This is a genomic window from Blastococcus sp. SYSU DS0973 (assembly GCF_054051055.1).
Genome location: NZ_JBJHAN010000002.1, coordinates 586,038 through 600,807, shown reverse-complemented (window position 1 = coordinate 600,807; position 14,770 = coordinate 586,038). Strand labels below are relative to the sequence as shown.

The 14,770-nt window shown below is 76.2% G+C and carries 13 protein-coding genes and 1 rRNA gene; 6 read left to right on the top strand and 8 right to left on the bottom strand.

Going from position 1 to position 14,770, the window contains the following annotated elements:
• The first annotated feature begins 9 nt into the window (after positions 1-9).
• A 5S ribosomal RNA gene (gene rrf, locus ACI791_RS06700) occupies positions 10-126 on the top strand.
• 406 nt (positions 127-532) lie between these two features.
• Here the strand turns inward: rrf and egtE are convergent.
• The gene (gene egtE / locus ACI791_RS06695; protein WP_456585325.1) at positions 533-1,663 is read right to left on the bottom strand and encodes an ergothioneine biosynthesis PLP-dependent enzyme EgtE; all 1,131 of its coding nucleotides are present in this window, start codon (positions 1,661-1,663) and stop codon (positions 533-535) included.
• A gap of 148 nt (positions 1,664-1,811) precedes the next feature.
• Between egtE and ACI791_RS06690 the strand changes: the two genes are divergently transcribed.
• Positions 1,812-2,366 (top strand): DUF309 domain-containing protein, encoded by a 555-nt coding sequence (locus ACI791_RS06690; protein ID WP_456585324.1) that lies wholly within the window; start codon positions 1,812-1,814, stop codon positions 2,364-2,366.
• Between the two features lie 329 nt (positions 2,367-2,695).
• Here the strand turns inward: ACI791_RS06690 and ACI791_RS06685 are convergent, their stop codons facing one another.
• Positions 2,696-3,046 carry an STAS domain-containing protein gene (locus ACI791_RS06685; protein ID WP_456585323.1) on the bottom strand — a complete coding sequence of 117 codons (351 nt, stop codon included), beginning with the start codon at positions 3,044-3,046 and terminating at the stop codon, positions 2,696-2,698.
• A gap of 144 nt (positions 3,047-3,190) precedes the next feature.
• On the opposite strand from ACI791_RS06685, the gene ACI791_RS06680 reads away from it, so the two are divergent.
• From ACI791_RS06680 to ACI791_RS06670, 3 genes are read left to right on the top strand one after another with little or no spacing between them, the layout of a single operon-like run.
• Positions 3,191-3,907, top strand: a complete 717-nt coding sequence (locus ACI791_RS06680) for a response regulator transcription factor (protein ID WP_347058860.1) — start codon at positions 3,191-3,193, stop codon at positions 3,905-3,907.
• 31 nt (positions 3,908-3,938) lie between these two features.
• A complete protein-coding gene (locus ACI791_RS06675; RefSeq protein ID WP_456585322.1) occupies positions 3,939-5,312 on the top strand; it encodes a sensor histidine kinase in 1,374 nt (457 codons plus the stop codon).
• Positions 5,309-6,445, top strand: a complete 1,137-nt coding sequence (locus ACI791_RS06670; RefSeq protein ID WP_456585321.1) for a GerMN domain-containing protein — start codon at positions 5,309-5,311, stop codon at positions 6,443-6,445. The genes ACI791_RS06675 and ACI791_RS06670 overlap by 4 nt, the downstream gene beginning before the upstream one ends.
• A gap of 60 nt (positions 6,446-6,505) precedes the next feature.
• Here the strand turns inward: ACI791_RS06670 and ACI791_RS06665 are convergent, their stop codons facing one another.
• The gene (locus ACI791_RS06665) at positions 6,506-7,081 is read right to left on the bottom strand and encodes an AMIN-like domain-containing (lipo)protein (RefSeq protein WP_456585320.1); all 576 of its coding nucleotides are present in this window, start codon (positions 7,079-7,081) and stop codon (positions 6,506-6,508) included.
• A 208-nt stretch (positions 7,082-7,289) separates the two neighbouring features.
• Here ACI791_RS06665 and ACI791_RS06660 point away from each other — a divergent pair, with 208 nt between their 5' ends.
• Complete coding sequence (locus tag ACI791_RS06660; RefSeq protein ID WP_456585319.1) at positions 7,290-8,144, top strand: Fpg/Nei family DNA glycosylase; 855 nt, start codon at positions 7,290-7,292, stop codon at positions 8,142-8,144.
• 3 nt (positions 8,145-8,147) lie between these two features.
• Here ACI791_RS06660 and ACI791_RS06655 read toward each other — a convergent pair whose 3' ends face one another.
• The 5 genes from ACI791_RS06655 to ACI791_RS06635 all read right to left on the bottom strand — a co-directional run bounded on the left by ACI791_RS06655 (position 8,148) and on the right by ACI791_RS06635 (position 14,736).
• Positions 8,148-9,353: an MBL fold metallo-hydrolase gene (locus ACI791_RS06655; protein WP_456585318.1), complete on the bottom strand. Its 1,206-nt coding sequence runs from the start codon at positions 9,351-9,353 to the stop codon at positions 8,148-8,150.
• A gap of 105 nt (positions 9,354-9,458) precedes the next feature.
• Positions 9,459-11,921 (bottom strand): ABC transporter permease, encoded by a 2,463-nt coding sequence (locus ACI791_RS06650; RefSeq protein WP_456585317.1) that lies wholly within the window; start codon positions 11,919-11,921, stop codon positions 9,459-9,461.
• Position 11,922: 1 nt separating this feature from the next.
• Entirely contained in the window at positions 11,923-12,696 is a 774-nt protein-coding gene (locus ACI791_RS06645; RefSeq protein WP_456585316.1) for an ABC transporter ATP-binding protein, read from the bottom strand.
• A gap of 160 nt (positions 12,697-12,856) precedes the next feature.
• Positions 12,857-13,552 carry a response regulator transcription factor gene (locus ACI791_RS06640; protein ID WP_347058868.1) on the bottom strand — a complete coding sequence of 232 codons (696 nt, stop codon included), beginning with the start codon at positions 13,550-13,552 and terminating at the stop codon, positions 12,857-12,859.
• A complete protein-coding gene (locus ACI791_RS06635; RefSeq protein WP_347058869.1) occupies positions 13,549-14,736 on the bottom strand; it encodes a sensor histidine kinase in 1,188 nt (395 codons plus the stop codon). The genes ACI791_RS06640 and ACI791_RS06635 overlap by 4 nt, the downstream gene beginning before the upstream one ends.
• Between the last annotated feature and the right edge of the window lie 34 nt (positions 14,737-14,770).

The following is a 14,770-nucleotide window of genomic DNA, read 5'->3' as shown; positions in this document are numbered from 1 at the left end:
TCACAGAGTTACGGCGGCCATGGCGAGAGGGAAACGCCCGGTCACATTCCGAACCCGGAAGCTAAGCCTTTCAGCGCCGATGGTACTGCCCTGGAGACGGGGTGGGAGAGTAGGACGCCGCCGGACAACCATTCCCGAAGGGGCCCCAGCATCCGTGCTGGGGCCCCTTCGTGCGTTCGGCATTACCTGCACCGGCCATGGCGGTGATGTTTGCGGAGGCCCACCGGCGAGATCGCCGAGCCGTTCGAGGCCCGCCGCAGGCAGGTCCCGCCGGAGCGCCGGCGCTGCTGGTACCGAGACGGCCTCGAGGTGGTCTCTCGTCCGCCCCGTCGGCCCGCGGGATAGCAGTGGTCGTCGCCCTGGGGAGGCGTCCACAGCCTGGGGCCCTGTTCCGTCACGTGGCGGAACAGGGCCCCAGGCTGTACGACGCTGGGTCGGGGCGGCCAGGATGCGTGGGCAGTCCTTCGTTGCTCACTGGGAGTCTTTCGGCTGCCCGCGGGGGTCGGAGTACGCCCCCGGCTGACGGCGCGCCTCAGAGGGCCGCGGCGAGCGCCTCGAGGTCATCGACCGTCGCGTCCAGGTGCGGGGAGACCCGCAGCACCGGACCGGTCATCTCGCCCGGCGCCCGCTCCGGCCCGATCGCGCTCAGCACGATCCCGTGCTCGGTCAGCAGCCGGGTGCGCGTCTCGACCACGTCGACGCCGTCCGGCGGGCGCAGCGTCGTCGTCGCCGTCGGCTCCCCGGCCGGTTCCACGGCCCGCCAGCCGGCGACGCCGTCGAGCAGCTCCCGGGTGGTCCGGCCGAGCGCGGCCAGCCGCTCACGCACCCGGTCGGGACCGGCCGCGAGGTGCTCGCCGACGGCCACGACGAGGCCGACCCGGCCGGCGACGTGCGCCTCCCCCGACTCGAACGCCCGGATCGGCGGAACGCCCGGGGGCTCCGGTAGCACCGGGGCCAGCTGGGCGGCGATGACGGGGCGGACGAACAGCATGCCCACGCCGCGGGGGCCGGCCAGCCACTTTCGCGAAGTGCCGTAGACGATGTCGGCGCCGAGGTCGACGTCCACGTGCCCCAGCGACTGGGCCGCGTCCAGCACCAGCGGGACGCCGGCCTCCCGGCACAGGGCCGCGATCTCGCGCGCCGGCTGCAGCAGCCCGCGGTGGCTCCCGATGTGCGTCAGGTGCACCAGGCGCGGGGGATCGGCGGCGAGCAGCCGTGCCACGCCCTCGACGTCGGCCCGGCCCAGGCCGTCGACGGGCAGCGGCTCCGGCTGCAGACCGGCGGCCCGCAGCTGCGCCACGTTGGGGGCGTACTCGCCGGGCAGGCAGGCCACCCGTGCCCCGGCGGGCAGCCGCCAGCCGTCCAGGAGGGCGACCAGCGCCGCCTGGGCGGACTCCACGAAGGCGACGTCGGCGGCGGCCATGCCGACCAGCCCACCCAGCACCGAGCGGCCCTGCTGGAGGAGGTCGTCGGCGGCGGCCTCGGCGACGTATCCGCCGAGCTCCGCCTCGTGCCGGGCGTGGTGCGCCGCGGCCTCGAGCGCACGGTGGCTCTGCCGGCTGGAGGCGGCGCTGTCCAGGTGTCGGCCCGGCGGCCGGGGGCGGACCGCGCGCCAGTGGGCGCCGAGGTCGTGCGAGGGCAGGTCGTGGTGCGGGGCGGTCACGCGTTGCACGCTAGGCGCCGGTCGGCTGTCCAGCTCTCCACGGGCCACTGAGACACCCGAGTGCGGCGCGGGGCCGCATCGTCGTCGGTTCCGTTCCCGCCGGCGGCCCCGCGAGGCGTCGCCCGCCAGGCGCGGGCAGGATGGCGGCATGGACGAGCGCGACCGCGACGGCGAGGGGCGGGCCCGCAACGCACGGCCGCGGGACGCCCTCGGGCGTCCCCTGCCGCGTGGCGCCGTGGGGGAGGAGCGCGCTCCCGAGGGCGTCGTCCGGGCGCCGGAGGTGGCGCTCGCCGAGGCCCAGGCGCTGCTCGACGCCGGCCGCCCCTTCCACGCGCACGAGGTCCTCGAGGACGCCTGGAAGTCCGCGCCCGAGGAGGAGCGCCAGCTGTGGCGCGGCCTGGCGCAGCTCGCCGTCGGCCTGACCCACGCCGCGCGGGGCAACGAGCGCGGCGCGACCACCCTGCTCGAACGCGGCGCGGGGAACGTCGCCGGGTACGCGGCCTCCCCACCGCACCGGGTCGACGTCGACGGGGTGGTGGCGTGGGCGCGGGCCCTGGCCGCGGCTCCGGGCACCGTCACCGACCCGGCCGCCTCGGCCCCCCCGACTACAGGGCTGAGCCGGCGGGGACGTCCGGAGCTCAGCGGTCGCGGACGCGGGCGTAGCGGACCAGCGCCACCTGGCGCCGGTCCGCGTGGTCGATGACAGGTCCCGGCACCGAACGGGGAGTACCCCCGGAAGGGCGTCCCGTCGGACTTGGTGACCCGGCCAGGCGTCCCGGCGGCGGCCGTAGGGGCCGGCGTCGGCGCTGACGTGCACCGAGGTCGCGCCCACCTCGCGAGCCAGCCCCGGGAGGCACTCGCTCGGGGTCGCCGGACCGCAGCACCAGCGCGCCGCCCAGGTCGGCGTCCAGCGCGTGGAGCAGCGCGGGGTGTTCCTGCAGCCGCAGGCCCCTGCGGACCCGGAGCAGCGCGGTGGGCACCGGCCGAGCCGAGGAACGACCCCCCCGCCCCCCCCCCCCGCTCCCCGGCACCTCAGGCGGAGCGGTCCAGGCCTTCCAGCCCCAGCACCCGCCACAGCCCCGTCCGGCGCAGCAGGGCCAGGGTGCGCCGGTTGGCCCCGCGGACGACGACGCTGCCGCCGCGGGCCCGGCACGCCCGGTGCGCGGTGAGGAGGCTGGCCGCCGCCGGGCTCGACAGGTGCTCCACCTCCCGGACGTCGACGACCACCCGTCGCGCACCGGTGAGCAGGGCGTCGTGCAGCAGCCAGCGGATGTCGGCGACGCCGTCGGCGAGCATCTCCTCGGTCAGCCGCAGGACGACCTCGCCGGAGCCGCTCTCGTCGTCGGGACCGGGATTCCGGTGGTCGCGGTCGGCAGGGCGCACGGCGGTCTCCTCGGCGGTCGGTTCCGCACGGTCGCCCAGCAGCCTCGCCGCCGGACTTTGCGATCTCCCGGGTCGGGACATTGCGATCGGATGACGGTGGCCGACGCGGGCGGGGGCGCGGTCCCGCGGTGGCAGCATGGCCGCGTGTCGCTGCGGATCCTGATCGTGGAGGACGACGACTCCATCCGGACTGCGTTGCGGTGGGCCCTGGAGGACGAGGGGTACGACGTAGCCGAGGCCGCCTGCGGGGAGGACGCCGTCCGCATGGTGGGCATCGCCGCGCCCGACATGATGATCGTCGACCTGATGCTCGGATCGATGGACGGCTTCGCCGTCATCCGGGAGGTGCGCCGCGCCCACGACCTGCCGGTCGTCGTCGTCAGTGCCCGCGCGGACACCCAGGACATCGTCGAAGCACTCGAGGTGGGCGCCGACGACTACGTGACCAAGCCCTTCCAGATCAAGGAGATCACCGCCCGGCTGCGGGCCCTGCGCCGCCGTACCGCCGCTGCCCCGGCAGGCTCCCCGGCCGACGGCACCCGGGCGGGCGTCGTCCTCGACCACGACCCCGCGGCCCCGCTGGTGCTCCGGGAGGCCAGCGGCACCGTCTACCGCGGGACCGAGCTGGTCCCCCTGACGCTGACCGAGTACCGGGTGCTGTGCGAGCTGGCCGGCGCCCCGGGGCGGGTCTTCAGCCGGCAGGCGCTGCTCGAGCGGGTGTGGGAGCACGGGTTCTTCGGGGACGAGCGGATCGTCGACGTGCACGTGCGGCGGCTGCGGACGAAGGTGGAGCGCGATCCGGGCAGTCCCCGGCTGGTGGTCACCGTCCGGGGGCTCGGCTACCGCCTGGATCCGCAGTGACGGGCACGTCCGCCGGCGCGCGGAGCCGCCGGTGAGCCGGATCCCGGGGCGGCGGGGGCTGCGGCGCCGCATCGTGCTGGGCTTCGCGGCCAGCACGCTGCTGGTCTCGGCCGTGCTCGTGACCACCACCTGGCTGCTGGCCCGCAGCTTCGTCGTGGAGCAGCGGGAGCAGGCGCTCACGCAGCAGGCGTTCGCCGACGCCGAGGTGCTGCGCAACCGGCTGTCCGGCGCCGGCGCCGACGTCGGGCGGGTGCTGGGCGAGCTCGTCCCGTTCGGCGATGCGGAGGTCGTCGTCCGGCGCGGCGAGGACTGGTACTCCTCGAGCCTGGAGGTGAGTGGACGGGACGTGCCGACGGCCCTCCAGGAGGTGGTGGCCACCGGCGCGGCGGGCGCGGTGCGGGTCGACACGGCGGACGGCCCGCGGCTCGTCGTCGCCGTCCCCGTGGTCAGCGCGGGGGTGGAGTTCTACGAGGTCGCGCCGCTGGACGACCTGGAGACGCTGCTGCGGACGCTGGCGGTCGTGCTCGCCGCCGGCGCGGGCGTGGCGACCGTCGCCGGTGCCGGTTTCGGGGCGTGGGCCAGCCGGCGCGCCGTCCACCCGCTGGAGCAGGTCGCCGGCGCCGCGACGAGGATCGCCGGAGGTGAGCTCTCCACCCGGCTCCCGGCGACCGACGACCCCGACCTGGTGGGCATCGTCGCCGCCTTCAACAGCATGGTCGACGCCCTCGCGGCGCGGATCACGCGGGACGCCCGGTTCGTCGGCGACGTCAGCCACGAGCTCCGCAGCCCGCTGACCAGCCTCACCACCAGCGTCGAGGTGCTGGCCACCCGGCGGCAGGAGCTGCCGCCGCGGGCCCAGCAGGCCCTCGCCCTGGTGGAGGACCAGGTCACGCGCCTGCGCGTCACCCTCGACGACCTGCTGGAGCTGGCGTGGCTCGACGGCGCCGGCCACGTGCCCGACGCCGTCCCGGTGTCCCTGACGGCGCTCGTGCGGGAGGTGCTCGAGGGAACCGGCCGGCCCGTGGCCCTGCTGGAGGCCGGGCCCGAACCCGAGACCACCGTGCTCGGCGACAAGGCGCGCCTGGAGCGGGCCGTGCGCAACCTCCTGGACAACGCCGACCGCTACGGAGGAGGGCCGGACCGGGTCGGGGTCCGGCGCTGCGAGGGCTCGGTCGTGGTGACGGTGGACGACACCGGTCCGGGGGTGGCGCCCCTGGACCGGGAGCGGATCTTCGAGCGCTTCGCCCGGGCGCCCGGCTCGGCGCGACGCTCGGTGCCCGGAGCCGGGCTGGGGCTGGCCATCGTGGCCGAGACCACCGCGCAGCACGGCGGCGCGGCGTGGTGCGCCGCGAGTCCGAGCGGGGGCGCCCGTTTCGTCCTCTCGCTGCCGGCGGCGTCGGCGTGAGGCGCCTGCGTCGGCTGGGTGCCACCGGCAGGCTGGGACTGGTCCTCGTGGTGACGGCATCGTGCGGGGTCCCCACCGGGGACGGCCCGTCCACGATCGCGCCGTCCGACGTCCCGTACGGGCTCGCCGCACCGGATCCGGCGCCGACGGCCGCGCCGTCGTCCGTCCCCGGCGACGGTGGCTGGGCGTACCTCGTCGGCGCCGACGAGGCGCTCGTGCCCAGGGCCCGGGAGAGCGGCACGGGACCTACCGAGGAGCGGCTGGAGGATGTGCTGGCGGCGCTCTCCGCCGGGCCGACCGAGGAGGAGCGGGCCCAGGGGCTGTCCACCGCCCTGCCCACGGGGATGACGCTGTCGGTGGCCGGCATCGACGGCGCCACGGCGACGATCGACCTCGCCGGTGCCGCGGCCCTGTCGTCCAGCCGCCGGGCCGTGGCGCAGATCGTGCTCACCGCGACGAGCCTGCCGGGGGTGCAGGCGGTCCTGCTGACCAGCGGTGGGGAGCCGGTGGAGGCGCCGCTTCCCTCCGGTGCGCTCACCGACGCGCCGTTGCTCCCGGCCGACTACGCCGTCTTCCTCACCCCACCGCCGCCCGCGGCGTCCCCGTCGGACCCCGCCACCGTTGTGCCGCAGCCCGTCCCGACCGAGCCCCGGTCGTCGCCCGGTGCGCCGCCGCCGACCGTGGCGTCGCCCTTCGTCGCCGACACCCGGCCCGACACGGCTGCGGCGTCACCCGGGGCTGCCGTCACCGTGACCGACGTCCGCGTCGGCCGCCACGAGGGCTTCGACCGGGTCACCCTCCAGGTGGACGGCGCGGGGCTGCCCGGCTGGGACGCCCGCTACGTGCCCGAGGCGCGGTCGGCGGGCAGTGGTGCCCCGGTGGACGTGGCGGGGGAGGCGGTCCTCCGGCTCGTGCTCACCGGGGTGGGCCTGCCCGGGGACACCGGGATCCCCCCGTACGCGGGGCCCGATCCGGTGGTCGCGGGGCACCCGGCGGTGCGCGAGGTCGTGCTGGACGCCGTCTTCGAGGGGCAGATGGCATCGTTCGTCGGTGCCGCGGCCGAGCGTCCGTTCCGGGTGTACCGGCTGCAGGCCCCGGACCGGGTCGTGGTCGAGGTGCTCCACCAGGGCTGAGACGAGGCGGTCTGCACACCGGCGCGAGCCGGTGCGCAGACCGCCTCCGGGCCGGACCGGTCACCAGCGGTGCGCGACGTCGATCACCAGGCGGACGGCGTCGTCCCCCGGGGTGCCGAGCAACGGAAAGGTGCGGAACGGCAGCCGGGCGCGGGTGCCGATGCCCAGGGTGGTGCGCCCTTCGTAGGAGCCGGCCCACGCGACCTGCTCGAACGTGCCGAAGCCGTCGACGTCCACGACCTCGCTGCGGCTGGGCGGGAGGTAGGTGGCCCGCCCTGACCCGTCGTAGGCCGGGGCGTCGACGACGATTTCGAGCGCCGCTCCGCCCGCCAGCGGGACCGGGGTGCCCGAGCCGGCCTGGTGCACCGCGTCGACGTAGCGCACCGCGTAGCCGGTCGCCGCCGCGGGACCGCGCAGGTCGACGACCAGGCGGTCGAAGCAGGCGTGCCGGCCGGCGCGCACGTCGGTGACGGTCAGGCCGGCGGTGGCCGCGTTGCCGGCCTCCGGCAGCGAGCCCCACACCAGACCGCAGTACGGTGCGGGGGTGGCCGCGGCCGACGCCGGGGTGAGGACGCCGCCCAGCAGCGTGATCACGCCGGCGAGGACCGCCAGGGAACCGAGTCGGAACCTGTTCACGATGACCTCCCTCTCTCGTGCCCGTGCCCTGTGGAACGGGCCCACGGACGGAGGTGTACTCGTCCGCGAGGGCTCCGGAAGCCGCCGCAACAGGGTCTCCACCAGGTCGTCGTGGCCGTCATCCTGTCGTCGCGCCGCCGCAACGCCGCCGCCGGAAACCGCCTGATCGGGGACGGCGGGACGTCGCGATCCGCGCGATCATGGCCGGGTGCCCGAGTTGCCCGAGGTGGAGGCGCTGGCGGCGTTCCTGCGGGAGAACGCCGTCGGCCACGTGCTGGCGCGCGCGGACCTGGCCGCGGTCCAGGCGATCAAGACCTTCGACCCGCCGCTGTCGTCCCTGGCCGGGCTGGAGATCACCGGAGCCGGCCGGCACGGCAAGTTCCTCCACCTCGACGTCAGCGGGCTGCACCTCGTCGTCCACCTGGCCCGCGCCGGCTGGCTGCACTGGCGCACCGGCCTGCCCACCGCGCCGCCGAAGCCGGGCAAGGGGCCGCTGGCGCTGCGGGTCCACCTGGACGACGGCGACGGCTTCGACCTCACCGAGCAGGGCACCCGCAAGGGCCTGGCGATCTACGTCGTCCGGCACCCGGGCGAGGTGCCCGGCATCGCGCGGCTGGGTCCCGACGCGCTGGAGACCGACCGTGACACCTTCGTCCGGCTGCTGGCCGGCCGCTCGGGCCAGCTCAAGGGCGCGCTGACCGACCAGACGCTGATCGCCGGCATCGGCAACGCCTACTCGGACGAGATCCTGCACACGGCGCGGCTCTCGCCGTTCAAGATGGCCGACAAGCTCACCGACGACGAACTGGTCCGCCTCTTCGACGCCGTGCGGGCGACGCTCACCGGCGCCCTCGACCGCCAGGTGGGCCAGCGGGCCGCCACCATGAAGGGCGAGAAGCGCTCGGGGTTGCAGGTCCACGCCCGCACGGGCCTTCCCTGCCCGGTGTGCGGCGACACCGTGCGGGAGGTCAGCTTCGCCGACACCTCGCTGCAGTACTGCCCCACCTGCCAGACCGGCGGGAAGCCGCTGGCCGACCGCCGGATGTCCAAGCTCCTGCGCTGAGAGTCAGCCCGGCAGCAGGGACAGCAACCGGGTCATCGTCCGCGCCAGCACCGACGAGCCGAGGCCGGCGTCCTCGTGCGGCCCGGGCGCCGCCGAGCCCACCGCCGTCCACCAGTCGCGCAGCGGTGGCGGGTCGAGGACGTCGATGCGCTCGCCGGGCTGCGGTATGGCGACCCGTGCGCCGGTCCGCTCGGCGGCGGCCAGCAGACGTTGCACGGGCTCGGCCCAGCGGTGGAAGGCCAGGTTGAACGTCGCCCAGTGGATCGGCAGCAGCACCCGTCCGCCGAGGTCGCCGTGCGCGCGCATCGCCTCCTCGGGGTCCATGTGGATGGCGTGCCAGGCGTCGTTGTACGCCCCGATCGGCAGCAGCGTCAGGTCGAACGGGCCGAACCGTGCCCCGATCGCGGCGAACGCGGGCGTGTAGCCGGTGTCACCGCCGAAGAAGACCCGGTGCCGCGGCCCGGCGATCGCCCACGACGCCCACAGGGTGGTGTCGCGGTGGAAGTAGCGGCCGGAGAAGTGCCGCGCCTCGGTGCAGGTGAGCGTCAGCCCACCGAGGACGTGCGTCTCGTCCCAGTCCAGCTCGACGATCCGCTCCTCGGGCACGTGCCACTTGCGCAGGTGCTCGCCGACGCCCAGGGGGACGACGAAGGGCGCCGACTGCGTGGCCAGCAGGGCCCGGACGGTGGGCAGGTCGAGGTGGTCGTAGTGGTCGTGGGAGATGAGGACGGCGTCGACCGGTGGCAGGCCCTCGATCGCCGTCGGCGGCTCGTGCAGGCGTGTCGGCCCGAACACCGGCGACGGCGAGACGCGGTAGCCCCACACCGGGTCGACCAGGATGCGCTGACCGTCGACCTCCAGCAGCGCGCTGGCGTGCCCGAACCAGGCGACTGCGAGCTCGGCTGCGTCGGCCGGCAGTTCGGCGGAGGCGAGCGGGATCGGGCCGCCCGGCAGGCCCACGTGCCGTTCCTCGTGCCACTGCCGGAGCAGCCCGTCGCGGGTGTTCGCGGGGGAGAGCGCCGGCGTCGGCATCCGGTTGTGGAACTTGCCGTCGGCGAACTGCGCCGAGCGGGAGACCACGGGGCGCAACCGGCGGCGGTGCGCGCCCAGCGCGGTGGGCAGACCCCAGGCGGCCGCGGTCAGCCAGCCGACCGGACCGGCGAGGGTGGCGGCGGTCAGGGCGGCGCGACGAGCGAGGCGGGACGGCACGGTTCCCAGCATCCCAGGCCGCTGCCGCGGAGGGGGCGGCCAGACCTGCACGGTGGCCCGTCAGCCGGTCGACGGAGGCCACTGAGCAGATCCCGCCCGGGCGGGTCAGCCGGCGATGGCGGCCACCGGGGCCGTGCGGGCCGCTCGGCGGGCCGGCAGCACCGAGGCAACCAGCCCCGCCGCCGTGGCCACCGCGACGATCGCGGCCACCTGCAGCCAGGGCATGCTCAGCACCAGCTCGCCGTACGAGCCGAGCACCGAGGCGACCCCGATCAGCCCGTAGGCGCTGCCCAGCACCACCCCGAGCACCGCGGCCACCCCGGCCACCAGCGCGGCCTCCCAGGCCAGCAGCCGCCGCAGCTGACCCCGGGTCAGCCCGAGCGCCCGCAGCAGCCCGTTCTCCTGGCGCCGCTCCACCACCGACAGGGCCAGGGTGTTGCCGACGCCGATCAGCGCGATGACCACCGCCACCCCCAGCAGGCCGGTGACGACGAGCAGCAGCACGTCGAGCACCGAGTCGATCGCGGCGCGCTCGCTGGCCAGGCCGGTGACGAAGGCGAACGGCATGGCCGCGCCCGCCACGTCGGTGACCTCGCCGATCACGTCGGCCTGGTCGGCGCCGTCGGCCAGCCGCAGCCAGACGGTGTCGACGGCGGCGTCCGGCGCGAGCCGGGCCAGCTCCGCGGCGGGCAGCGTGGGCCGCTCCACGTCGCCGTACAGCGCGGTGGCCGTCGCCGTCCGGCCGCCGGAGGTGAAGGTGACCTGCTCGCCGACCGGGACCTCCCAGCTGGACTCCGCCCACCACGGCAGCACGACCTCGCCCGCGGCGGGGATCGGCACGTCGCCGGTCGAGCGCATCACCTTCGCCGCGGTGGCGGCGTCCATCCCCGCGACGCCGGTCTCCTCGCCGTCGGGCCCGATCACCGTCGCGGCGGTGAGAGCCGACGCAGCGACCACGCCGTCGACCGCGGCCAGCCGACCCGGCAGCGACGGCGGCATCGGCTCGCCGCCGGAGACGATCACGTCGGTGGGGTACTGCGCGGCCAGGCCGGCCTGCGCGGTGGCCCGCGTGGACGCCGCGCCGACGACCATGGCGGTGGTCAGCGTGACGCCGATGAGCAGCGCGGTCGCCGTGGCCGCCGTCCGCCGCGGGTTGCGGGTGGCGTTGCCGGCGGCGAGCCGGCCCGGCACGCCGCCCAGCCGGGCGGCCAGCCGGCCGACGGCCCCCACGACCGGCGGCAGGGCCCGCTGGGCGAGCAGGACGACGCCGAGGAAGCTCAGCGCCCCGCCCGGCAGCGCGATGAGGACGTCGGCGAGATACACCCCGAGCCCCATGAGCAGCACCCCCGGGACGACCAGGAGCAGCCCGAGCACCAGGCGCAGCACGCCGCCCCGCGACCGCAGCGGCGCCGGGTCGGTCGGCCGGAGCGCGGCCAGTGGCGCGACCGTCGTGGCGCCACGGGCGGGCGCGAGGGCGGCGAGCAGCGTGGTGAGAGTGCCGACGGCGAGACCGGCGACCACCGCGACCAGCGGCACGGAGAGGTCCGAGAGGGGGACGGGGGAGTCGGCGGCCTCGGCGATCGCCGACACCCCGGCGGCCAGGCCGATGCCGGCGAGGACCCCGATGACCGAGGCGGCCAGCCCGGTCAGCACCGCCTCGCCGAGGACGCTGCGGCGTACCTGGCGCGCGGTGGCGCCCACGCAGCGCAGCAGCGCGAGCTCGCGGGTGCGCTGGGCCAGCAGGACGGCGAACGTGTTGGCGATGACCAGGCCCGCGACCAGCACCGCGACCGTGGCGAAGACCAGGAGCACCGCGGTGAGGGCCATCGTGTCACCGCTGAGCTGGGCGGCGGCCTGCTCGGCCTGCTCGGTGCCGGTGCGCACCACGACCTGCCGGTCGGCGAGGGCGGCGCCGACCTGCTGCGCCACGTCCGCGGCCGGAACGCCGTCGGCTCCGGCCACCCGCAGTTCGGACGGGTCCACCGCGCCCCAGCTGCGCAGCTGGTCGGTCGTGCCCCAGATGCGGCCGTAGCTGCCGGCCGTGGGGTCGCCGCCCAGGTCCACCACACCGGTGACCGTGGCGGTGGCGTTCCGCTCGGCGCCGTCCTCCGGCGCGAAATACGTGAGGTCGATCGTGTCGCCGACGGCGGCGCCGGTGCGCTCGCTCACCGCGATCTCGCCGACCGCGTCGGGCAGCTCGCCCTCCGCCAACGCCTGCCAGCGCAGGACGGGCGCGCCGGCGACCGACTCGGCGAGCAGGTACTGCGCGCCCGTGCGCCCGGGCAGCAAGGCCTGGACACCGGTCTCCCAGGTGGCGTCGACGGCGGCGACGCCGTCCAGGGCGGCGATGCGGTCCAGCTCGTCGTCGAGGCCGGAGGCGTCCTCGGAGACGACCACCGCGTCCGTGCCGACGTAGGGGGCGCCCAGGGCCTCCAGCACGGTGGCGCGGGAGGTCTCGTTGAGCACCAGGGTGGCCGCGACGAAGCCGACTGCGATGACGATCGCGAGGGTGGAGGCGATCAGCCTCGCGGCGTGCGCCCGGGCGGTGGCGAGGGTGACGCCGCGCATGTCAGGCACCCAGTCCGCGCAGCGCGTCGAGCACCGACTCGGCGGTGGGGTGCAACAGCTCGCCGGCCAGCCGCCCGTCGGCCAGGAGCACCACGCGGTCGGCGTAGGCGGCGGCGGACGGGTCGTGGGTGACCATGACGACGGTCTGCCCGGTCTCCTTGACGCTGGAGCGGAGCAGGCCGAGCACCTCCGCGCCGCTGCGGGAGTCGAGGTTGCCCGTCGGCTCGTCGGCGAAGACGACGTCCGGACGGGGGAGCAGGGCGCGGGCGATCGCCACCCGCTGCTGCTGGCCGCCGGAGAGCTCGTGCGGCCGGTGCCCGAGCCGTTCCCGCAGGCCGAGCCGGGCGACGACGTCGTCGAACCACACCGGGTCGGGGCGCTGGCCGGCCAGCTGCATCGGCAGCACGACGTTCTCGCGGGCGGGCAGCACCGGCAGCAGGTTGAACGCCTGGAAGACGAAGCCGATCCGCGAGCGGCGCAGCGCGGTCAGCTCGTCGTCGTGCAGGCTGGTCAGCTCGGTGTCGCCGAGCCAGACCTGCCCGGCGGTGGCGGCGTCCAGCCCCGCCAGGCAGTGCATGAGCGTGGACTTGCCCGAGCCGGACGGGCCCATGATCGCGGTGAACTCGCCGCGGGCGAACGAGACGTCGACGCCGGCGAGCGCGTGGAGGGCGGTCTCCCCGCTGCCGTAGGTCTTGCGCAGGCCGGTGGCGCGGACGGCTGCGCCGGACAGGGACGCCGGCGGTTCGCCGGGGACGGTCAGGACCGGGACGGGCACGGATGCCTCCGAGGTGGGGGACGACGACGGGGATCACGTTTTCCTCCGGCGTCGTCGTCCCGCGTCGGAGCGCGGGATGATCTGCGGCGTCATCCCCCGGTCGTACAGACGGGTTCCCCTGCCCGACCGCTCGCGGGCCCGCCGCGGCCCCCGCGAGGGCCTACGCGTTGCGGAGCAGGTCCGCAGGGGCGACCAGGCCGGTGCGGTAGGCCAGGACGACGGCCTGGACCCGGTCCCGCGAGCCGGTCTTGGCCAGCACCCGGCCGACGTGCGTCTTCACCGTCGCCTCGCTGACGAAGAAGTGCGCGGCGATCTCGCTGTTGGTCGCGCCGTACGCCATCTGCTCCAGCACCTCGCGCTCGCGCTGGGTGAGCGCGGCCAGGCCCGGATCGGCCTGGCCGGCCGGCACGACCGGCGCTCCGCCGCGCAGCAGCGGGGCGACGTGCTGCAGCAACCGGCGGGTGGAGCTGGCCGCGATCACCGAGTCGCCCGCGTGCACCGTGCGGACGGCGGCGAGCATGTCCTCGGGCGCGGCGTCCTTGAGCAGGAAGCCGCTGGCCCCGGCGCCGATCGCGGCCACCACGTACTCGTCGAGGTCGAACGTCGTCAGGACGACGACCCGTGGCGGATCCGGGAGCGCGGTGACCTGCCGGGTGGCCTCGATCCCGTCGGTGCCGGGCATGCGGATGTCCATGAGGACGACGTCGGCGGAGGTGCCGCCCAGCAGCTCGACCGCGGCCGCGCCGTCGCCGGCCTCCCCCACCACGGTGAGGTCGGGCTGGGAGTCGATCACCATGCGGAAGCCCGCGCGGACCATCTGCTGGTCGTCCACGAGGACCACCCGGATCGCGCTCATCGAGCCGGACGGTAGGGCAGTGCCGCGTGCACGCCGAACCCTCCGCCGTGTCGCGGGCCGGCCTCGAGCCGCCCGCCGTGCAGCTGGGCCCGCTCCCGCATGCCGCGCAGCCCTTGGCCGCTGCCGTCGGAGCCGGCGACGGCCGCCGAAGCCCCGCGGCCGTCGTCGAGCACCGAGAGCTCCAGCGCGTCGGGCCGCCACTGCAGGCGCACCCAGGCCCGCCCGGCCGGACCCGCGTGCTTGAGCACGTTGGTGAGCGACTCCTGGACGATCCGGTAGGCCGCCAGCTGCGGGCCGGCCGGCAGGGGCTGCGGGGTGCCCTCGACGATCAGGTCGACGTCCAGCCCGCTGGCGCGCACGTCCTCGACCAGGGTGGGGATCGCGTCGACGTCGGGCTGCGGGGCGTACTCCTCCCCGCCGCCGTCCCGGAGGACGCCGAGCAGGGCGCGCATGTCGGTGAGCGCCTGGCGGCCGGTGGCGGCGATCGCATCGAGGGCGTCGGTGGCGGACTGCGGATCGGCCCTGCCGGCGTAGCGGCCGCCGTCGGCCTGTGCGATGACCACCGACAGCGAGTGCGCCACGACGTCGTGCATCTCGCGGGCGATCCGGGCCCGCTCCGCGGTGGCCGCCAGCCGCATCTCCTGGTCGCGCTCGAGCTCCAGCAGCCGGGCGCGCTCCTCCAGGCCGGCCATGCGGAGCGCCCGCGCCCGGCGCAGATCCCCCAGGGCCCACGCGGCCACCACGGAGACCCCGATGGCGCCGGCAGTGATGAGCGTGCTGTCGGACGTGTCGGCGCCGAAGTAGCGGGCGGCGGCCAGGACCGCGCCCACCAGGCCGGCGACCAGGCCGGCCCGGCCGGCCCAGCGCGGGGCGTAGGCGGCCAGCGAGTAGACCATCACCAGCGCCGCGTAGTTGGCGGCCAGGAACTGCGAGGAGACGACCAGTTCCAGCAGCCCGGCCGCGACCACCGCTGCCGCGGCGGGAACCGGCGCCCGACGCCGCCACGCCAGCGGCACGACCAGCAGCACCCCGACGACGAAGGACGCACCCTCGTCCGGCCAGTACGACCCGGCGGGCAGCACGACCGTGACCATGCCGATCGCCGTCGCGAGCGCCAGGTCGACCAGGAACGGCCGCTCGCGCAGCTCCGCCACCAGGCGCTCTCCGGGGGCAGACCCGTCCATGCCGGAGAGCCTAGGGACGGCCGCGCCGCACCTC